Here is a 19158-nt window from a genome sequence, read left to right on the forward strand (position 1 = left end):
AAGATTTGTTGCGTTGCGATATCGGCCTGCCCCGCCGACAGTGGCGACGGGTCGGGCTTACACGAAGGAGTCTCCGTGGCAGCATCGTTCCGGCCGGACATACAAGGATTGCGCGCGCTCGCCGTCGGCGGCGTCGTCGCCTATCATTTCGGCCTCACCGCGCTCCCCGGCGGCTTTGCCGGCGTCGACATCTTCTTCGTCATCTCCGGCTGGCTGATCACCACCCACCTCATGCAGGAGATCGGCGAGACCGGCCGGCTCGACCTCTGGCGCTTCTACGCCAGGCGCGCCCAGCGCCTTTTGCCGGCAGCTTTGTTCGTCATCCTGGTCACGCTTGCCGCCGGCTACTTCATCCTGGCGCCGCAGGAGCAGGCGCTCTATTCGCGCGGTGCCATGTTCGCCTCCGCCTATGCCATCAATCTGTGGCTGCTGCGCTGGTCGTTCGACTATTTCGCCGCTGACGCCACCAGCAATCCCTTCATCCACTTCTGGTCGCTGTCGGTGGAGGAGCAGTTCTACCTGGCCTGGCCGGCGCTGCTTCTGCTGGCCGCCTGGCTGCGGCCCGGCCGGCGAATGGCCGTGGCGGTGATCGGCGTGGCCGGCCTCGCCTCCTTCGCCGCCTGCCTGTGGCTGACCAGCGCGGCACCGGCCTGGGCCTTCTATTTCTCGCCGCTGCGCGCCTGGGAATTCGCCGGCGGCGGCCTGGCGACGCTGGCTCCCGTGACTTTGCCGCGGCACCGCGCATGGCTGCGGCCCGCATTTGGCTGGCTCGGCCTGGCGCTGATCGCGGCGGCCTATCTGCTGTTGAGCGAAGACCTGCCCTTCCCCGGCTGGTATGCGCTGCTGCCGGTTGCCGGCACGGTGCTGGTGCTGCTGAGCGGCGCCGGTGCGGAGTACACCGGCAAGCAGACCAACTGGCAGGCCCTTGGCCCGGCCGCCGCTTTGTCGCTGTGGCCTTTGCAATGGATCGGCACGCTCTCCTATTCGCTCTATCTCTGGCACTGGCCGATCATCGTCTATGCGCAGATGCTGGCGCCGAATCTCACCGTGCCGCAACGTCTCGGCTGCGTCGTGCTGACGCTGGCGCTGTCGGCGTTCACCTATCATCTGATCGAGAACCCGGCCCGGCGTGGCGCCTGGCTGACGGCGGGCGCCCGCGCCTTTCCCGACTCAATTCCAGGCGCAAGACCGGTTCGCGCTTTTCCCGGCCTTGTTCTGGTTCCCGCACTGGTGCTGACGGGCGCCGGCGTGGCGGTGGGCTATGCCAATGCGCATCTGGCCACGCGCAACATCGGTCCAGAGCAGCGCGGCATCCAGCAGGCGGCCGAACAACCCTCCATCGCGCGCGCCGTCGACAAGACCTGCCTGCTCGATTCCCGCACGGTGACGCCAAAACCCTGCGTGTTCGGCGCGACCGACGCCGCCCACACCATCGTGCTGTTCGGCGATTCGCATGCCGATCACTGGTCGACGCCGCTGATCGAAGCGGCCAGACGCAACGACACAAAAGTGGTCACCTATCTCAAATCATCGTGCCGCGCCTCGCGGCTCTCCACCTTCAACGCGGTGCTGAAGCGCGACTACACCGAATGCGACGCTTGGCGCGAGTTGGCAATCGCCGACATCATTCGCCGCAAGCCGCGCCTGGTGGTGATCTCGGAATTCTCGATCGGCAATTTGACGCGCGATATGCCCGCCGCAAGCCGCGCGGCCGAGATCGCGCGCTGGCAGGCCGGCCTGCGCTCGACCTTGCAGGCGTTCAGCCAGGCCGGCATCGAGACGGCTGTCATTCGCGACACGCCGATCAACACCAGCTTCGTCGACTCCTGCGTGGCGCGCGCGCTCTGGTGGCGCGCCGCGCCATCCCTTTGCGACACGCCAAGGGCCGACGCCGCCAACGACAGCACCGCCGCCACTGAGCGCGCAGTCGTGAAAAGCGTGCCCGACACGCTCTATGTCGACCTCACCGACCACTTCTGCGGCCCAGCCGCCTGCCACGTCGTCATCGGCGGCAAGCTCGCGTTTCGTGATCGGCATCATTTGGCGACGGCGTTTGCGGAGACGCTGGAAGGGCCGTTGGAGAGGGCGCTGTTTTAGAGGGTGCGGTAGGCCTTCCCTTTCGAAGCAAAACGCAACACCATCTTTGCGAATCAATGAGACGATGGAAAAGTGGATACCCTTTCGACCATCGAACGCAGCGAGCGGATGGCGCGTATTCATGGCAGGGATACGAAGCCTGAGATGGTCGTGCGTCGGCTTCTCCACGGGATGGGCTATCGCTATCGACTTCATCGCGGCGATTTGCCCGGGAAACCGGACATTGCTTTTGGAAAACGCAAGAAGGCGATTTTCATTCATGGGTGCTTTTGGCATCGTCACGACGATCCGACGTGTCGCCTGGCTCGCCTTCCAAAGTCCAGACTTGAGTTCTGGGAGCCGAAACTATCCGCCAATGCGAAGCGCGATACCCTGAACCAAGAAGCATTGAAGCGACTTGGCTGGAACGTACTGGTTGTCTGGGAATGCGAATTGCGGCAGAGTGAACAATTAGAGAACAAGCTGCGCCAATTCGTGGGGGAATAGCATGAAATCGATCGAGCTCTTCGCGGGCGCTGGCGGGCTTGGCATGGGTGTTAGCCGTGCCGGCTTCGCGCCACAGGCTGTTATCGAGTGGGATCGGTGGTGCTGCGACACCATCCGCGAAAACCGGGCGGATGGCCTCGGTCTGGTTGGGGATTGGCCCGAGCCGACCGAGGGCGATGTCCGCGACGTGGATTTTCGAGAGCATGAGGGCAAGATCGATCTGGTGACGGGCGGTCCGCCTTGCCAGCCATTCTCGCTGGGTGGCAAACACCGCGCCCATGCGGATTCCCGTGACATGTGGCCAGAAGCGGTCCGGGCACTGCGGGAAACAAAGCCACGAGCCTTCATCTTCGAGAATGTGAAAGGCCTAACCCGCGAAACCTTCGCCACATATTTTTCGCACATCGTCCTGCAAATGACCTACCCGGAACTCGCCGCCGAACGTGACGAGGGTTGGGAAAGCCACCTTCGTCGACTGGAGAAGCATCACACCGGCCGTCGCGGTCCGGCTGGCTTGGAATATCGGATCGTCCATCGTGTGTTGAACGCGGCCAACTATGGAATCCCGCAGCGCCGAGAGCGTGTGGTTTTTGTAGGTTTCCGCGCCGACCTCGACATTAAGTGGGCTTTTCCGTTGGAAACGCATTCCTTGGACGCCTTGCTCTGGGAACAGGCCATGGGCGATTATTGGGATCGGCACAAAGCACCTAGGGTCGAACGCAGGATTGGTGATCGCCATCTTGAACGCGCGGCGCGTCTCGACGGCAAACCAACCACGGCACCATGGCGAACTACGCGAGACGCGATTGGCGATCTGCCTGATCCCGAACATGAATGGCGCAAAGCCGCGAACCACAACAACCATCGGTTCCAGCCTGGCGCGAGATCATATCCGGGCCATACAGGAAGCCCACTCGACGAACCGGCCAAGACCTTGAAGGCCGGCGTCCATGGCGTGCCTGGCGGAGAAAACATGCTGCTACGACCAGACGGCAGTGTGCGCTACTTCACCGTTCGCGAAAGCGCCCGCTTGCAGACGTTCCCGGACAATTTCCGTTTTCACGGCGCATGGTCCGAAACCATGCGCCAGTTGGGTAATGCTGTACCTGTGGAGTTGGCGAACATCGTAGCGCGTAGCGTGAAACGCCATCTTGCTTTTGGGGGATCGGACTTTCTGAAATGAAGGCTTATGTCGAGTTCGAGTTTGACCTTCCGGGCGCCTTGCTGGCACGCCTGATCAAGGTGCTTGATGAACTCGAAACCGCACCACTCAACAATACGAACCTGCTTGAAGTTCCCGAGGAGCAGGGTGTCTATCAACTTCTGCTCGACGATCGTGTCGTCTATGTCGGCAAGACCGATGCCGACGCCGGGCTTCACAAGCGCCTAGCTCGCCATTCGCGCAAAATCATGCATCGTGTCGGGCTCGATCCAACACGTGTAAGCTTTAAGGCGGTGCGCATCTTCGTATTCACCGCAGTGGATTTGGAGTCCGATCTGATCCGGCACTACGGCGGGGTAAAGGCGATCGATTGGAACGGAAGCGGCTTCGGTTCCAATGATCCAGGCCGAGAGCGCGACACCACCAAAGTAGATCCCAAGAACTATGATGCTCGGTTTCCGATCGACATTGATCGGGAGCTGGCTTTCGCCATCGACAACGGCGAGACAGTTGCAAGCGCTCTCGCGCGCCTCAAGGACGCCTTGCCCTACACATTCCGTTATCAGGGCAATGGCGGACGCAATAGGAAACCCCATGACGATTTCGACAGAGCCGTAGTTTCGCTCCTGAGCGGGCCTGTCACTCCACGCTCGGCGATCCGCCATGTCGTCGCGGCCCTGCCCCTTGGATGGCAGGCGACGGCGCTCCCCGGTTACATCATTCTCTACAAAGAGGAGCGCGATTATCCCCAAGCGGAAGTAATCGCTATTTCAAAGGGGTAGAGAGCGGCACGTCGAACTCGCCGGTACGAATTACAGATACCATACGCCCCCTCACCTCCCCATCATCATCCCATAATGTACCGCCAGCAGATCCAGCCCGACCTTCAGCAGCTTCGTCACCACATCGCGGCCCTCGCCCGTCTGCTCCGCCACGCTCTTGATCGACCCTTCCGCGCAGCAGACTTGTCGCACCACGGCGGCGACCTCCCAATGGCCTAGCGCCCTGGTGGCGGCGGCGTGCGCGCGACCGGCGTCCAGCACGCTGTCGGCGATGCCGCCGCCGTGGCGGCCGCCGTCGACGCGCTCGGTCCAGCGCATCGGCTTGACGCTGGCCTGCTGGCTGCAGCGGAAATCCTCGCGGTAGCGCAGGCCGGCCTCGCGCTGCTGGCGCGACAGTGAGGTGATGCCCAGCAGCGGGTCGATGGTGCGTACGCGCACGATGCCGCCGGTGGATGTGAAGCCGTCATTCGACACCTCGTAGACGCGCCTTGCCTCAGAAGTGCCGGCGGCCAGCCGCTTGCGGCCGAAGGCGTCATCCCTGAGCGCGAAATCATGGCCGATCTCGCGCCGGATACGCACCTGCTCGGCCTCGCCCTTCGGCAGTTTCGGCGCCTGCGGTTTTGCGGGTTTGGTTTTCCTGGGCATGGGGGTGGGGTCCTCGGTTGGGGTGTTGGTGATGGGGTGGGAGGCTGGCAAGGTGGCGATCTTTCGCGCCCCCCTCTGCCCTACCGGGCATCTCCCCCACGCGGAGGGAGATCGATGTCGTCGCGGTTTTCGCCAATCGCCGGCGTTGCAGGAAAGGCGCTGCGGCGAAGCTGCCATCTCCCCCCGCGCGTGGGGGAGATGGCCAGCAGGCCAGAGGGGGGGCGCTGTCCCGCCGACCTTGCGATCGAAGATCATCACCGCTTCACCGCCCGCGCCAGCATGCTCGTCGCCCGCCTCGCCAGCAACTCGCGTACATGGCCGCACCCGCCCGCCATGCCTGCATCCAGGCCGATGGAACCAGCGCGAATTTTCGACGTTATGCGGCGTCCACGGGAGAGATGCCGATGACAGCCTTCTTGCCGGTTACCCTGCGCTTTTGCGACAACACAACCATGCTGGTCGCCTCGGTGGCCGAAGCCGCCAGGGCGCTGGGGCAGCAATGGCCCGACAAGACCTCGCCGGCCTATGTAGAGGCGGCCCGGTTGGTGCCGCTCGCCGTCGACGGCACCTGCTGCCAGCGCATTGCCTTCGAGGCTCTCACGAAGGCCGCCAGGCAACAGAACATAGTGGTGGCCAAGTCGAAAAGCCGCGCCCATGACTGGCTGGACGCCGTGGCCAGCCCATGAGAGGCGCGCGCCGGTCGAAAAATTGATGCAACCGCGCGGCGGAGCGGCGCGTTTATGAAGGCGGTAGGTAAAGCCGCGCGCAGAGCGAAGGTGAACGCCGTGGGTACGATGAAGACCGGAGTGCCGCTCAAGGTGCGGATGGACGAGCAGATCGAAGAGATCGACAGCGTCAGCGAAGCCGCCGACTTCCTGCAGCGCTGGCCGCTCGAGCGGCGCGGCCATGTCTACCGCAGCGCGCTCAACGCCTGCAGCGCGGCAATCGCCGCGCAGATTTCCGAAGCCGACGCCATGAAAGTGTTCACCGGCTTTGCCCGTGTGGCCGACATACTGGTGGCCGAAGGCGGGCCGGCGATGCCGGTGGAGGCCAGGACCGTTCAAAGCCGCATGCCCAAACAGGGCCGGCAGGTGCCGAAATAGGGTTGTGGCGGTTTTGTTTCGGGCTTGGTTCAATTCAGATCCTCGCGGCCGTTTTCCTACCAGTGCTGCCCATCCGCCTGTCGGCACCCTGCCCTTCGCTATCGCTTCGGGCGTTCGCCGTTCGAAAAGCCAAGCAATTGGCTTTTCGTCCCCTGCGCGGACCTCGGCTCACCCTCGAAAACGTGGCGCTGGAAGCGCGCCTGGTGGTAGGTGCAATAGCTTCTCAGTGCCTTGGTGCGCATGCCGCAGCACAGCATGTCGGCGCCCGGCCGGCCGCCTGGCGCATCGTTTTCCGGATCCTCTTCCAGCGTCAGGTCCAGCGGCGCGCGGCAGCGGGAAAACAGACAGTCGATGAAGCGCATCGCCACACCATGAGGCTGACGACCGACGGGCGTGCGCGGCGGCACCGGGACTTTGAAACGATAGGCTTCGCCGTCGACGATCAGCATGCCCACCTCGCGCACGAACAGGCGCGGCGGCAGCCAGGCCGGCGGCGGCTCGCGCTTGGCGACCGCCTTGCGCATGCCAGCGACAGCGAACTCGGCGTCGGTCGTGCCGGCCACCGGCCTGGCACTCACTTTGCCCCGCGCCGGCACGTCGTGTGCCCACTTGCTCGCCGTGCGCTTGCGTGCAGCCCGCTTGGCCCCGACCGGCGGCCCCTTGGCAAAGCCGATCGCGTCCAGCATGGCGTTGCGGTGCACGATGCCGATGATGGCATTGCGCGACACCGGGCTGCCGCGCATCGCACTGAAAGCGGCGGCAATGCTGGAGGCGGAAAGCCCCTCCTTCAGCCAGCGGGCGATCTCCTGCAATTCCGCGTCGGTATAGCTTGCCATGTCCAGGCTCCATCCAAGATTCTGCCTTCGGCCGCGCGCCGTCAGGCAAGCGTCGGGGCCAGCTGGCCGGGGCGCAGTTAGGATTGTGTGGTTCGAGGGCCGGCTGGCACCGGCTCAGCCGGACCGGCTTTGCAGCCCGGCGGTTTGGGCGAGGCGCGAAAGCCGCGCCTCGGCCGTCTTTCTGTCGGGGGCGGAAACCGCCCTGCCCGTCTGCCTGTCGAACAGGATGACGGTGCCGTCTTCGGTGCGGATACACGACCTGGCGGGCAAGCCAGTGCCATGCCGATCGAATTGGGGGCCGGAGCCGCTGGGAGCGGCGGCTCCGGCCGTTCCGGTCGCCGGTGACGGGCGGACCGGACCCGAGGCAGCCAAGCACTGAGCCTCGAGCTTCGCCCCGGCCGGGGAGGAGGACGGCCGGAACGGAGGGGAATGGGTCGCGGCCTTTGCCGCCGGATGCGCCTCGCGTGAGGCCGGCGCCCTTGCGCCATCAAAGCTGGACAGGATTTGCATGACCAGATATAAGCATAACTCAAAAATATATGCAAGCCATTCTTTCATAGACGAGAGCCGCTTTCATCGCTCACATGGGCGCCATGGCAAAAACGGAACTGTCGATCAAGGTCGGGGCGGCGATCCGCAAGGCGCGCAAGCAGCGCGGCCTGGTCATGCGCCACATTGCCGAGCACAACGACACCGATGTCGCCGCCGTCGGCAACTGGGAAACCGGCCGCAACCTGCCCAAGACCGAGAACCTGCTGAAGACCGCTGCCTTCCTGCGCGTCGATCCGGTGGCGCTCGGCAAAGGCGAGGTCGTCTTCCTCGACGATGCCGGCCCGGTCGCCGACGCCGAGATCGTCACCGATGCCGGTCCGCTACCCGCCGGGTCGATGGATATCGAGGTGCTGGGCGCGGCCGTCGGCGGCGACGATGGCGATTTCACCTTCAACGGCGAGCCGGCCGGTTACGTCCAGCGCCCGCCGGGGGTGCGCAACCTGTCAAAGGTCTTCGCGCTGCACGTACTGAGCGATTCCATGGTGCCGCGCTACGAGCCCGGCGACCTGATCTATTGCGGCGGCCGCGACGCGGTGCCCGGCGACCATGTGGTGATTGAGACCTTCCCGGAAGAAAACGAGCGCAACGGCAAGGCCTTCATCAAGAAGCTGGTCAAGCGAACGGCGGCCGAGCTGGTGGTCGAGCAATACAATCCGCCGAAGACCCTGACCTTCAACCGCTACGCGATAAAGCATGTCTGGCGGGTGATTCCGTTGAAGGAACTGCTGGGGTATTAGCGGGTCGGCAGACCTTCCTTACGGAAAGGAATCGCCAGCGACGGCGCGCTTTGCATGGCAGGGCGGATCGTTTTGCGTCCTCGCATCTCCCCAAGGTCACGGCATGGATCCCAGGGTCTCCGCGACGTCGCTTCGCTCCTGCTCCGCCCTAGGAAGACGAAATCATGGAGACTTGGAAGCCAATCGCAAAGACCTGAGACCACCGCATAGGATAGCTCACAGTGCTGAACTGGAGCAGACGTCAAGCGCGGACTTTGGAACATAGCCAAAAGCCCCTCTCCCGTCGTCATCCTAGGGCGAAGCAGCCGCGGCGCGGCGTCGTGGAGACCCTAGGATCCATACCGCGACCGAGGTGAAGGGCACGGCCAAGCAGAACCAGCCATGTTGGTTCGTCCGACACGGATACGGGCTGCCTCGCTCAGTTATCTCCCCTCACGCCCGCCTCGACCCCTCCAGCTGCACCTCGCGCCCATTCAGCATCTGCGCTTCGCTGCGCACGCGCTGGCGTTCGTCGATGAACGCCGCCTGGATCGTAACGGTCGCGCCCGGCAGCCCGTCGGCGCGGCAGGCCGAGCAGACGATGCGGCCCGACAGGGCGGCCAGCGGCGTATTGCCCGTCACCCCGAACCGCTTCAGCTGATCGGGCCGCCACCAACGGTTGCGGCCGCAATCGGCGCACTCAACCGAGATCGAGGCGACATGCGCGATCACTGGTTCCCTGCCCGGCAATGCCATCGCCCCTCCCTCGCCTTTTGTTCCTGATTTGTTCGTATATTCCTGCGTTTTGCACGGGGAGTCGAGTCGCAGTTTTCAAACAGTCCCAAAAGTTTTTCTTCTACTCATATTTGAGTTGTGCTTATATTAACTCGTAAATGTGAGTCGGTATCCGAGCCCACCGCCACATCAAGCCCGGGAGTGACCATGGACGCCGCCGATTTCGCCCGCGCCTGCGGTTACACCGGCGACAGCCCTGCCCTCCTAGACGCCTTCGAAGCCATCCGCCGCAACGGTATCGAGCGTGCCCGCCACGATCACATGGGCCGCAAGGCCGTCATCGACGAGTTGAAACAGTCAGAAGCGCTGTTCCTGGCCTCGATCGGCCCGGCGCTGTCGGCGGAAGAAGCTGTTGAGGACACCAACCGCTTCATCGCCTGCTGGCGCAACATGCCGCGCTGGCGCCAGGAGCGGTGCCTGGCCGACCTTGCCAGGGCCAGGCAGCAACGCCTCGTGGCGCGCTTCTTCCGCCGGTACGGCCACCGGCTCTGGGCAAGGGAAGCGGCCTGACGGCCCAGCATTGCGCGCGAACGCTGATCGCAGTAGCGCAGATCAGTTTTCGACGACCATACCCTCGTTGTCGTGATAGACGAACAACTCAACTTCGTCGAAGAAGCGTTCGAGACCTACGGAAATGGCTACAAAACCATTGCCGGTAAGATGCAAGGTAACCTGCTCCTTCGTAATCGTTACATGTTCGACCAGTTTGGCATACCTTTCGGTCAGAAGTGCCGTCACTTCTGTATTTACAGAGAACCCTGCGCCGTCTGACAAGCTTATGCTGATGCCGTATCCCGGCTCGTCATTGTGAATGCTCTTTATCGACTTTCCAATCAGCCTCTCGGTGAAGGTCCTCATAATTTCCTGCCCCTCTTGGAGAGGATCCGAATAGTCCGCCTCGTTTCGAAGCCCCACCTCCCAGCCCTCACCGCCGCACCCGCGACTTCAGCCACCGGTCGAACGCCACCGCCAGGATCAGGATGAGCCCGATGACGATGCTTTGCGTGTAGGAGGACACGTTGTTGAACTGCAGCCCGTTCTGCAGCACGCCGATGAGCGCTGCCCCGACCACTGTGCCGCCGACCGAGCCGATGCCGCCGAACAGCGAGGTGCCGCCGATGACGACGGCCGAAATGACCGTCAGCTCGTAGCCGATGCCGGCCACCGCTTCCGAAGAGTTGAGCCGCGCCGACAGCACGAAGGCGGCGAGCCCGGCGAAGAAGCCGACGATGACATAGACCGAGACCAGGATGCGGTCGACGCGCAGACCCGACAGCCGTGCCGCCTCGGCATTGCCGCCGACGGCATAGACGGCGCGGCCATAGCGCGTGTAGCGCAGCACGATGTGGCACACGACGGCGGCCGCCGCGAAGATCAGCGCCGGCACCGGCACGGGGCCGATCAGCCCGGTGCCGAACCAGCGCATCGAGGCGTCGAAGCCCGAGATCGGGCCGCCATTGGAGATGGTTAGCGTCAGCCCGCGAAACACCGTCAGCCCGCCCAGCGTGACGACGAAGGGAGGCACTTTCAGCCGGGTGATGACAAGCCCCTGCACACCGCCTGCGGCAGCACCCACCACGACGGCGGCCAGCAGTGCGGCGAACCAGCCATAACCTTGCGTGCCGCTCGTCGACAGCGACAGCGTGTTGGCCGTGCCGCCCTTGGCGACCACGGCGGCGACCATGCCGCAGAAAGCGAGCAGCGAACCGACCGACAGGTCGATGCCGGCGGTGAGGATGACGAAGGTCATGCCGAGCGCGATCAGCCCGGTGATCGAGATCTGCCGCGTGATGTTGAACAGGTTGATCGGGTCCATGAAGCTCGGCTTCAGCACCGTGAAGACGACGATCAGCGCCACCAGGAACAGCAGCGGCCCGAAACTCATCAGCAGCCGCGCGAAATTGATGCCGCCGCGCTGGTCCTGTTCCCCGGCCACGCTCATTGTGTCTCCTTGCGGTCGAGTGCCATCAGTTCCATCAGCTTCTCCTCGTTTGCCTCGACGCCCGGCATCTGCCCGGTGATGCGTCCGCGGCGCATGGTGACGATGCGGTCCGACACCGCCAGCACCTCCGGCAGTTCCGACGAGATCATCATTACCGCAATGCCGCGCGCCGCAAGCTGCACCAGGATCTGGTGCACCTCGGTCTTGGCCCCGACATCGACGCCGCGAGTCGGCTCATCCACGATCAGCACCTTGGGATCGCGCGCCAGCCAGCGCGCCAGGATCACCTTCTGCTGGTTGCCGCCCGACAGGCCCTCGATCGCCTGCTCGGCCGAGGCCATGCGGATCGACAGCATTTTCCTGAAACCGGCGAGCGCATCGCGCTCGCGCCGCTCGGCCATGAAGCCGAAGCCGTTGCTGAAGCTGCCCAGCGAGGCGACGGAGAAATTCGCCAGGATGCCGAGTGCAGCAAAGATCGCCTGGTGCTTGCGGTCCTCCGGCACAAGGCCGATGCCGAGCGCGATGGCATCCGCCGGCGATGCCGGCGCGATTTGCTTGCCGTCGAGCGTGATGGTGCCGGCCGCGATGCGGTCGGCTCCGAAAATAGCGCGCGCCAGTTCGGTTCGGCCCGAGCCGACGAGCCCGGCAACGCCAAGGATCTCGCCGGCCTTGAGATCGATGTCGACGCCGTCGAGCACGATGGCGTGCGGCGCCTCGGGGTCGCGCACGGTGCGCAATCCACGCACCGACAGAACGACATCGCCGGCCACCGCGCGCTGCGCCGGCCGTGCATAGAGTTCCGACGCCGCGCGGCCGACCATCTTCTCGATGATTTTCGGCAGCGCGATCGGTCCGCCCTCGCGGTCAAGATGCCCGGCCAGCCGTCCGTCGCGCAGCACCGTCATGCGGTCGCAGATGGCGGACGCCTCCTCCAGCCGGTGGGTGACGAACATGATGGCGACCTTGTCCTTGCGCAGTCGGTCCATGATCGACAGCAGCCGCTGCACTTCGGTCTCGGTCAGCGCCGAGGTCGGCTCATCCATGATGATCAGCCGGCTTTTCAGCGACAGCGCACGAGCGATCTCGACCAGCTGCTGCTCGGCCACCGATAGCGCCGACACCGGCGTCATCGGATCGATGGAGAGGCCGACGCGGGCGATGATCGCGCGGGACTCTTGCTCCATGCGTCTCCAGCTCACCAGCCCGAGCGGACCGGTCGGCGCGCGGCCGATAAAGATGTTCTCCGCCACCGTCAGCGTCGGGATCAGGCTGAGCTCCTGGTAGATGGTGACGATGCCGAGCCGCTTGGCATCTTGCGGGCTCGCCGGCTGATAGTCGGCGCCGTCGAAAATGATATGCCCGCTCGACGGCGGCATGACGCCCGACAGGATTTTCAGCAGCGTCGATTTGCCGGCGCCGTTCTCGCCAAGCAGGCCGAGAATCTCGCCGGGTCGGATGTCGAGCGAAACGTCGCTGAGCGCCGTCACGCCGGAGAAATGCTTGGTGATGCCTTCGACGGCAAGCAGGATGGGTTCGGGCGATGCGGCTTCAGCTGGCAAGGGTGGCTCCCGGATTGCAGTTCATGCCGCTCGTTACCGCTGGAGCACCCCCCTCTGTCCTGCCGGACAGAGGGGGGTGCTGTCCGGCCGGCCTCTCCAATCGACCGGTCCCCACCCCCTACTTCGTCTCGCCAATCCGCTCCGCCTTGTCGAGATTGTCCTTGCCGATGACGATCGGCGTCAGCAGCACCAGCTTCTCCTTCGGCTCGGTCTTGTCCTTGGCAAAGGCCACCGCGATGCGCACCGCCGTGCGCGACTGCTCGCCGGGGAACTGCTCGACGGTGCCGGCGAGCTTGCCGTCGCGCACCGCGACCAGCGCTTCCGGCAGCGCGTCGAAGCCGTAGATCTTGACGTCGGTGAAGTTACGCGCCGCGCAGGCCTCCATGGCGCCAAGCGCCATGTCGTCATTGGCGCAGACGATGGCGTCCGGCTTGCCGTTGGCGGCAAGCCCGGCCTCGGTCACCGACAGCGCCTCGGCGCGGGCGAAGTTGGCGGTCTGCTCGAAGACGATCTGGTACTTGTCCTTCAGGGGATCGAGCACATTGTGCACGCCCTTGTTGCGGTCGATCGCCGGACCGGCGCCGGGCTGGCCCTGCAGATGGAAGATCTTGGCGCCGTTGGGGAACGCCGCCACCATGGCTTTGGCTTCCGCTTCGCCGCCCTTAACGTTGTCGGCGCCGACATGGGCCAAAATGCCCTCGACACCGTCGACGCGGCGGTCGATCGTCACCACGGGAACGCCGGCCTTGACCGCCTCCTCGATGGCCGGCGCCAGCGCGTTGACGTCGAGCGGCGAGATGACGATGGCGTTGACCTTCTGCACCAGGGCCGCCTCGATGTCGGCGGTCTGCTTGGTGGCCGAGTTCTGGCCGTCGCTCTCGGTCAAATTGACGCCTTGCGCGGCGGCTTCCGCCTTGATCTCGTTCAGCATATGCACGAAGAACGGAAAGCCGAGATTGGGCACCGAGCCGAGAATGGTGAGCTTGTCCTGCGCAAACACCGAAGGTGCGGCAAGCATCATGGCGCCAAAGGCCGCGGACGACAGCAGGAATTCGCGTCTGTTCATGGGATCCTCCTCCACAAGAACGCACGATCCCGAAAACCGGGATCGGTTTCAGGAAGGATCATGCGTCGGTTCAAAGTGTTGGAGCATCCTCCCTGCGCCCGAAAACGCATGCCGCTCCAGCTGGCCGCCGCTGTAAAAAGAGCCTCCCATCGACGCCTGCGCGGCGATGCTAACCCAGGGTCAACCATTTGTGCAACATCGATATAACAGCGTTGCCGTGCAAATTATCTGAATTGTCGGATTTGTGGCGGAGCCGCGGTGTCCGGCTTCCATTCTCCGGCAGCGGCACTAGTTTGAACCGCGCCTGAGCCCATCCCTGGAGAAACCGCATGAAGCCGCAAATCATCTGCCATATGCTGGCATCCCTTGATGGCAGCCTCCACCCGAGCCGCTATACCAAGAGCCCCGACGGCACCCGGGCCGAGTGGTCAAGTCTCTATGAGCAGATCCACGGGGATCTCGCGGGCGATGCCTGGATCGTCGGCCGCGTCACCATGGCCGAGATGAGCAAGGCCGGCGCGCACCCGCCGGCCAAAGCCGGCAAGGTCGACCGGCCCTATCATTTCGCGCAAATGGGTGCGGGCAGTTATGCCGTGGCGCTCGATGCCTCGGGCAAGCTTCACTTTTCCAAACCGGACATCGGCGGCGATCATGTCGTGGTGCTGCTTGGGCGTGACGTTGCCGACAGCCACCTGGCCGAGCTCGCCGCCGACGGCGTGTCCTATATCGTCGCGGAAGCCGCCGAGATCGATCTCGCCGCGATGGTCGAGATTCTCGGACGTGAACTCGGCATCCGCCGGCTGCTGCTTGAGGGCGGCGCCGGCATCAACGGCTCCTTCTTCGCAGCCGGCCTTGTCGATGAGTTGAGTCTTCTCGTTGCACCCGCGATCGATGGACGCGCCGGGAACCAGGCCTTCGTCGAGTTCGGCGAGAGCGGCCTGGCGGGCAAGATGCAGTTGTCCCTGAAGAGCTGCGAGGCGCTGGCGCATGGGCTCGTCCACTTGCGCTACGCCGTTACCCCTGAATGATGCGCTCGTACAAAAAGGGCCGGTAATCTGACTGAGATTACAGGCCCTATGTCGTCCGCGTCAGCGCCGAGGCTTCAGCCCGTCAAACGGCATATTGCATGGCGTCGAGATCGGCGATCAGCGTCGGGCCGGTCGGATGCCAGCCCAGCCGTGCCTGTGTCAGCGCGCTGGAGGCCGGCAGGTCCATCGGCGCGAACATCGCCATCCAGCCGAAATGCTCCGCCGCCTTTTCCGGCGCGATGGAAACGACTGGCAATTTCAGACCCCGGCCAAGCGCCTCGGCGATGGCACGCACGTCGACACCTTCCTCGCCGACCGCGTGATAGCGAGCGCCCGGCTGCCGCTTTTCCACCGCAAGCCGGTAAACCCGCGCCGCGTCGAGCAGATGGCCGGCGGAGAAGCGATTGCGGCCTTCGCCGACATAGGCCGAGACGCCTTTTTCACGTGCGATCTCGATGAGCGGCGAGATGAGGCCCTGCTTGACCGGGTTGTGGACCTGGGGCAGGCGCACCACCGACACGTTGACGCCGGCCTCCAGCAAGGCATTGCCGGCCAGTTCGGAGGCAATGCGGGGATTGGGATGGCCGGTGTTGAAGACGTCCTCGATCGCCAACTGGCCATGCCCGGGGCTGCCCATGCCGACGCCGGAGGTGATCACCAGCGGCCGGTCGGAGCCGGCCAGTGCGGCGCCGAGGGCGGAGATGACGCGCTTGTCTTTTTCGCAATTCTCGGCAAACCGCGAAAAGTCGTGGTCGAATGCCGTGTGGATCACGGCCTCCGCCTTCGCCGCGCCGTCTCGCAGCCCCTCGGGATCTTCGAGGGTCCCCCGGTGCACCTCGGCACCCGCGGCGGCCAGCGCCTCGGCGCCGGCGTCGGAGCGAGTCACGCCGACCACCTGGTGGCCCGCCTTGATGAGTTCGGGAACCAGCGCCGAACCGATGAAACCGGTCGCGCCGGTGAGAAAGATACGCATGCAAAATCTCCTGCACAGTTGCCTGCGTAATATTGCTGGTCTATTATTCTATTAAAGTAGTGATCTTATCATGGTATAATGGCTAACAGGATGCCCTCCAATTCCGCCGGCTCACTGGCAGCGTTCCTGAAAGACCGGCGCACGCGGCTCGATCCGGCGTCCTTCGGCTTCTCGGGGCGCCGACGCACGCCGGGACTGCGCCGCGAAGAGGTCGCCCAGCGCGCCAACATAAGCCCGACCTGGTACACATGGCTGGAACAGGGCCGGGGCGGCGCGCCTTCGGCCGATGTCCTCAACCGCATCGCCAAGGGGCTGCTGCTGACCGAGGCGGAACGCGAACATCTTTTCATGCTCGGGCTGGGGCGCCCGCCCGAGGTCCGCTACAGGGGCGTGGAGGGCGTCAGCCCCCGGCTGCAACGCCTCATCGACACGCTCGATGCCAGCCCGGCTTTGGTCAAGACCGCCACCTGGGACGTCGTTGCCTGGAACCGCGCCGCGCAGGTCGTGCTGACCGACTACAGCGCCCTGCCCGCCGGCCAGCGCAACATCCTGCGCTTCATGTTCCGCAGTCCCCATATCCGCGCCAAGCAGCACGACTGGGAAAACCTTGCCCGTTTCGTGGTGGGCGCATTCCGCGCCGATGCGGCCCGCGCCGGCGCGGTCTCCGAGGTCGCCCAGCTTGTCGACGAACTTTGCAGCGTCAGCCCCGAATTTGCCGCCCTGTGGCGGGAAAACGATGTGCTCAGCCACGGCGAAGGGACAAAGCGCCTGAAACACCCGGAACTCGGCGATATCGATCTGGAATATTCGGGGTTCGCGGTCGACGGCCGGCCGGATTTGAGCCTGACCGTCTACAACCCGGTCGACAGCGCTGTCGCCGACCGCATCCGCGCGCTGGCCCTCGCCCGACACCCCAAAGAGTAAGGGCAGGACGACCCATCCGCTGCGATGACGCCCTCAAGCGCGCTCGCAGACCGCCTTGAGTATCTGCAAGGTCGGACCCCAATAGAGATTGGCATGCGGACGGATCGCCGGTTCGGCGAAGTCGCTGAGCGTCAGCGTCAGCAGCGTTCCCCCATCCGCCGGCGCCAGATCGAAGCTGACCACGGTGTGGTTTTCGGGCACGTCCGCCAGCCGCGAGGCCGACAGCGTGCTCCAGTAGCTGTACGCGAAGCTCTTTTTCGGCTCAAGAGCGCGGATGGTACCATGGTTCTCGAACGGCATTCCGTGCAGCAGTCCGCGCATCACGATCGCGCCGCCGGCATGCCCCTGCAGGTTGACGGTCAACTCCTCGTCGGACATCCATTGCGGGATCATTTCTGGCGTCGTCAGTATCCGCCAGACCTTGGCCGGCTCGGCACCGATGACGACAGTCTTGGTGATCGGCGCGGGAGACTCACTCATGCTGCGCATTCATGCGGCTAACGCCGATCTGGCGCGGCAGGCGGCCCTCGAACAACGCACTCTGCTCGCGAATGCACGCCAACATGTGTTCGCGGAAACACCCTGACGCGCTTGGTTCGCCGCAGGTCTGGATGGTAGGGCAGCCAGAGCCCAAGATCGTGGATCGGGTCCGGCTGGCGAAAGCGCCCCAGCTCCTCGACGCTGTCGCCCATGAAGCATGGCAGATAGGCCAGGCCGAGCCCCTGCTTCAAGGCGGCGAGCGTCAGCAGCGTGTCATCGACGAAGAAACTGTGCCGGTGATCCGGGCATGCCGCATGGGTCCAGGATCGATGGAAGGCGCAACATTCCACGCCGATCCAGAGCGGCGTGGCACCGCTGGCGCGCAGGCCCTCCAGGTAGCGCCTTTCTCCGTAAACGGCCGACGCCACATTGGCGAGCCGCGTGCCGACCAATGTGTCCAGCGGCGTATTGGTCAGCCGGATGGCGATGTCGGCATGACGTTCGGCTAGGCTGACATATGTGTTGGAGACCTGAACATGCAGCCGGATATCCGGATATGCCTCGCTGAAGCCAGCGAAGATCGGCATCAGCACGGATGAGGCCATGTTTTTGATCGCCGATACCGTTAGTTCCCCGGCGACACGGTCTTCCTGACCGCCGAGCGCGCCCTCGACCTCGAGCACTTCCAGCTCCATCTTGCCGGCCGCCATCCTCAACTCGTCGCCGGCGGGCGTTAGCTCATAGCCTGATTTCTTGCGCTCGATCAGCCGTGTGCCAAGCTGCGTCTCCAGCAGCCGGATGCGGCGCGACACGGTGGAGTGCTGGATGTTCATGCGTTTTGCGGCGCCGCTGATCGAGCCGTCGCGCGCGACGGCCAGGAAGATCCGCAAGTCGTCCCAATGCATTCTGGACCCCGATCCGTGCAATTTTGCAAAATGGGCGTCAAGATTTCGAGAATGGTACCAGAACTACGCGATCAATACGGTTTCCGGCAAGGCAATAGTGCCTTTTAGGAGCAAGCCATGACCATGCAGCAACCGATTTTCGATCCGGTCAAGTTCAAGGACACCACCCGCAAGCAATGGGACAGCGCCGCCGAAGCCTGGAACCGCTGGGGTCCGCTTTTGACCCGCTGGCTGGGGCCTGCCACCGAACTGATGCTCGATATGACCGATATCGGCAAGGGCAGCCGGGTCCTCGATGTCGCCGCCGGTGCCGGAGAAGAGACGCTGACCGCCGCGCGGCGTGTGGGGCCGACAGGCTATGTGCTGGCCACCGACATCTCGCCGGGCATTCTCGACTTTGCCGCCAGCAACGCCAAGCTGGCCGGCCATGCCAATGTCGACACCGTCGTTGCCGACGGCGAAATGCTGGATGCCATATCAGCCCAACCGTTCGACGCTGTGATCTCGCGCGTTGGCCTGATCTATTTTCCCGACCAGAACCGGGCGCTGGGCGGATGCGCGATCATCTCAAGCCGGGCGGCAAGGTTGGCGCCATCGTCTATTCCACCGCCGACAAGAACCTGTTCTTCTCGATCCCGGTCGGCATCATCCGCCGCCGCGCCGCCCTGCCCGCGCCTCTACCCGGCCAGCCCGGACCGTTCAGCCTGGGCGACCCGGCGGTGCTTGCCAGGCGCCTAACCGGTGCCGGTTTCCATGACGTGCGCATCGAAAAGGTCAGCGCGCCGGTGCGGCTGCAATCGGCGCTCGAATGCCTCCGGTTCGAGCAGGAGTCTTTCGGCGCCCTGCACCAGATGCTGGCCGGCCTGTCGCCCAGCGAGCAGGACGACGCCTGGGCGGAGATCGAGACCGCGCTTGGCCAGTTCGAGCATGACGGACAGTTCGAGGGGCCGTGCGAAAATGCTCGTCGCCGCTGCGACCAGATAGTCGGCTCTGCCAGCGGCTTGAGCAAGACCGGATGCGCGTGATAGCCAAGGCGCGGCGGCAAGCTCGACCACGCACCAAACGACCGTGTCGGCGGCAGGCCCGCCGGCGCGTACCCCAGCCGGA

At 64.4% G+C, this 19158-nt stretch carries 23 protein-coding genes; 12 read left to right on the plus strand and 11 right to left on the minus strand.

What is annotated here, in order from left to right; genetic code table 11:
* Window positions 1–75: 75 nt before the first annotated feature.
* The 4 genes from ASD99_RS20515 (at window position 76) to ASD99_RS20530 (ending at window position 4527) form a co-directional block, all read left to right on the plus strand.
* The gene (locus ASD99_RS20515) at window positions 76–2097 is read left to right on the plus strand and encodes an acyltransferase family protein (protein ID WP_057144709.1); all 2022 of its coding nucleotides are present in this window, start codon (window positions 76–78) and stop codon (window positions 2095–2097) included.
* A 72-nt stretch (window positions 2098–2169) separates the two neighbouring features.
* Window positions 2170–2583 (plus strand): very short patch repair endonuclease, encoded by a 414-nt coding sequence (locus ASD99_RS20520; protein WP_056591463.1) that lies wholly within the window; start codon window positions 2170–2172, stop codon window positions 2581–2583.
* A gap of 1 nt (window position 2584) precedes the next feature.
* Window positions 2585–3766 (plus strand): DNA cytosine methyltransferase, encoded by a 1182-nt coding sequence (locus ASD99_RS20525; protein WP_057144711.1) that lies wholly within the window; start codon window positions 2585–2587, stop codon window positions 3764–3766.
* Window positions 3763–4527 (plus strand): GIY-YIG nuclease family protein, encoded by a 765-nt coding sequence (locus ASD99_RS20530; protein WP_056591457.1) that lies wholly within the window; start codon window positions 3763–3765, stop codon window positions 4525–4527. The genes ASD99_RS20525 and ASD99_RS20530 overlap by 4 nt, the downstream gene beginning before the upstream one ends.
* A 51-nt stretch (window positions 4528–4578) precedes the next feature.
* Here the strand turns inward: ASD99_RS20530 and ASD99_RS20535 are convergent, their stop codons facing one another.
* Window positions 4579–5172: a DUF6456 domain-containing protein gene (locus ASD99_RS20535; protein WP_057144712.1), complete on the minus strand. Its 594-nt coding sequence runs from the start codon at window positions 5170–5172 to the stop codon at window positions 4579–4581.
* 404 nt (window positions 5173–5576) lie between these two features.
* Here ASD99_RS20535 and ASD99_RS20540 point away from each other — a divergent pair, with 404 nt between their 5' ends.
* Complete coding sequence (locus tag ASD99_RS20540; protein ID WP_056591451.1) at window positions 5577–5858, plus strand: DUF982 domain-containing protein; 282 nt, start codon at window positions 5577–5579, stop codon at window positions 5856–5858.
* Between the two features lie 54 nt (window positions 5859–5912).
* Window positions 5913–6275: a DUF982 domain-containing protein gene (locus ASD99_RS20545; RefSeq protein ID WP_056591448.1), complete on the plus strand. Its 363-nt coding sequence runs from the start codon at window positions 5913–5915 to the stop codon at window positions 6273–6275.
* Window positions 6276–6373: 98 nt separating this feature from the next.
* On the opposite strand, the gene ASD99_RS20550 is transcribed toward ASD99_RS20545, so the two are convergent.
* Complete coding sequence (locus tag ASD99_RS20550; RefSeq protein ID WP_156389038.1) at window positions 6374–7111, minus strand: GcrA family cell cycle regulator; 738 nt, start codon at window positions 7109–7111, stop codon at window positions 6374–6376.
* Window positions 7112–7225: 114 nt separating this feature from the next.
* Window positions 7226–7381 carry a hypothetical protein gene (locus ASD99_RS34870; protein ID WP_244482946.1) on the minus strand — a complete coding sequence of 52 codons (156 nt, stop codon included), beginning with the start codon at window positions 7379–7381 and terminating at the stop codon, window positions 7226–7228.
* Window positions 7382–7695: 314 nt separating this feature from the next.
* Between ASD99_RS34870 and ASD99_RS20560 the strand changes: the two genes are divergently transcribed.
* Window positions 7696–8400 carry an XRE family transcriptional regulator gene (locus tag ASD99_RS20560; protein WP_056591443.1) on the plus strand — a complete coding sequence of 235 codons (705 nt, stop codon included), beginning with the start codon at window positions 7696–7698 and terminating at the stop codon, window positions 8398–8400.
* Window positions 8401–8832: 432 nt separating this feature from the next.
* Here the strand turns inward: ASD99_RS20560 and ASD99_RS20565 are convergent, their stop codons facing one another.
* Window positions 8833–9135 (minus strand): hypothetical protein, encoded by a 303-nt coding sequence (locus ASD99_RS20565; RefSeq protein WP_057144713.1) that lies wholly within the window; start codon window positions 9133–9135, stop codon window positions 8833–8835.
* Between the two features lie 186 nt (window positions 9136–9321).
* On the opposite strand from ASD99_RS20565, the gene ASD99_RS20570 reads away from it, so the two are divergent.
* Window positions 9322–9684 (plus strand): hypothetical protein, encoded by a 363-nt coding sequence (locus ASD99_RS20570; protein ID WP_082583363.1) that lies wholly within the window; start codon window positions 9322–9324, stop codon window positions 9682–9684.
* A 42-nt stretch (window positions 9685–9726) separates the two neighbouring features.
* Here the strand turns inward: ASD99_RS20570 and ASD99_RS20575 are convergent, their stop codons facing one another.
* The 4 genes from ASD99_RS20575 to ASD99_RS20590 form a co-directional block, all read right to left on the minus strand.
* Window positions 9727–10032, minus strand: a complete 306-nt coding sequence (locus ASD99_RS20575) for a hypothetical protein (protein ID WP_057144715.1) — start codon at window positions 10030–10032, stop codon at window positions 9727–9729.
* Between the two features lie 67 nt (window positions 10033–10099).
* Window positions 10100–11116: an ABC transporter permease gene (locus ASD99_RS20580; RefSeq protein WP_057144716.1), complete on the minus strand. Its 1017-nt coding sequence runs from the start codon at window positions 11114–11116 to the stop codon at window positions 10100–10102.
* Window positions 11113–12675: a sugar ABC transporter ATP-binding protein gene (locus ASD99_RS20585; RefSeq protein WP_057144717.1), complete on the minus strand. Its 1563-nt coding sequence runs from the start codon at window positions 12673–12675 to the stop codon at window positions 11113–11115. The genes ASD99_RS20580 and ASD99_RS20585 overlap by 4 nt, the downstream gene beginning before the upstream one ends.
* A 118-nt stretch (window positions 12676–12793) precedes the next feature.
* Window positions 12794–13741, minus strand: a complete 948-nt coding sequence (locus tag ASD99_RS20590; protein ID WP_056591429.1) for a substrate-binding domain-containing protein — start codon at window positions 13739–13741, stop codon at window positions 12794–12796.
* A gap of 329 nt (window positions 13742–14070) precedes the next feature.
* Between ASD99_RS20590 and ASD99_RS20595 the strand changes: the two genes are divergently transcribed.
* Window positions 14071–14769, plus strand: coding sequence for a RibD family protein (locus tag ASD99_RS20595; protein ID WP_057144718.1), 699 nt, complete (start codon window positions 14071–14073; stop codon window positions 14767–14769).
* An 82-nt stretch (window positions 14770–14851) separates the two neighbouring features.
* Here ASD99_RS20595 and ASD99_RS20600 read toward each other — a convergent pair whose 3' ends face one another.
* Window positions 14852–15742, minus strand: coding sequence for an SDR family oxidoreductase (locus ASD99_RS20600; protein ID WP_057144719.1), 891 nt, complete (start codon window positions 15740–15742; stop codon window positions 14852–14854).
* 90 nt (window positions 15743–15832) lie between these two features.
* On the opposite strand from ASD99_RS20600, the gene ASD99_RS20605 reads away from it, so the two are divergent.
* Entirely contained in the window at window positions 15833–16666 is an 834-nt protein-coding gene (locus ASD99_RS20605) for a helix-turn-helix transcriptional regulator (RefSeq protein ID WP_057144720.1), read from the plus strand.
* A 33-nt stretch (window positions 16667–16699) separates the two neighbouring features.
* Here ASD99_RS20605 and ASD99_RS20610 read toward each other — a convergent pair whose 3' ends face one another.
* Window positions 16700–17146: an SRPBCC family protein gene (locus tag ASD99_RS20610; protein WP_057144914.1), complete on the minus strand. Its 447-nt coding sequence runs from the start codon at window positions 17144–17146 to the stop codon at window positions 16700–16702.
* Between the two features lie 17 nt (window positions 17147–17163).
* Window positions 17164–18051 carry a LysR family transcriptional regulator gene (locus ASD99_RS20615; RefSeq protein ID WP_200951021.1) on the minus strand — a complete coding sequence of 296 codons (888 nt, stop codon included), beginning with the start codon at window positions 18049–18051 and terminating at the stop codon, window positions 17164–17166.
* A 117-nt stretch (window positions 18052–18168) separates the two neighbouring features.
* On the opposite strand from ASD99_RS20615, the gene ASD99_RS20620 reads away from it, so the two are divergent.
* Window positions 18169–18789 carry a class I SAM-dependent methyltransferase gene (locus ASD99_RS20620; RefSeq protein ID WP_200951022.1) on the plus strand — a complete coding sequence of 207 codons (621 nt, stop codon included), beginning with the start codon at window positions 18169–18171 and terminating at the stop codon, window positions 18787–18789.
* 20 nt (window positions 18790–18809) lie between these two features.
* Entirely contained in the window at window positions 18810–19076 is a 267-nt protein-coding gene (locus tag ASD99_RS34355) for a hypothetical protein (RefSeq protein ID WP_200951023.1), read from the plus strand.
* Window positions 19077–19158 lie beyond the last annotated feature (82 nt).

Source organism: Mesorhizobium sp. Root695, assembly GCF_001428185.1.
Taxonomy (GTDB): domain Bacteria; phylum Pseudomonadota; class Alphaproteobacteria; order Rhizobiales; family Rhizobiaceae; genus Mesorhizobium.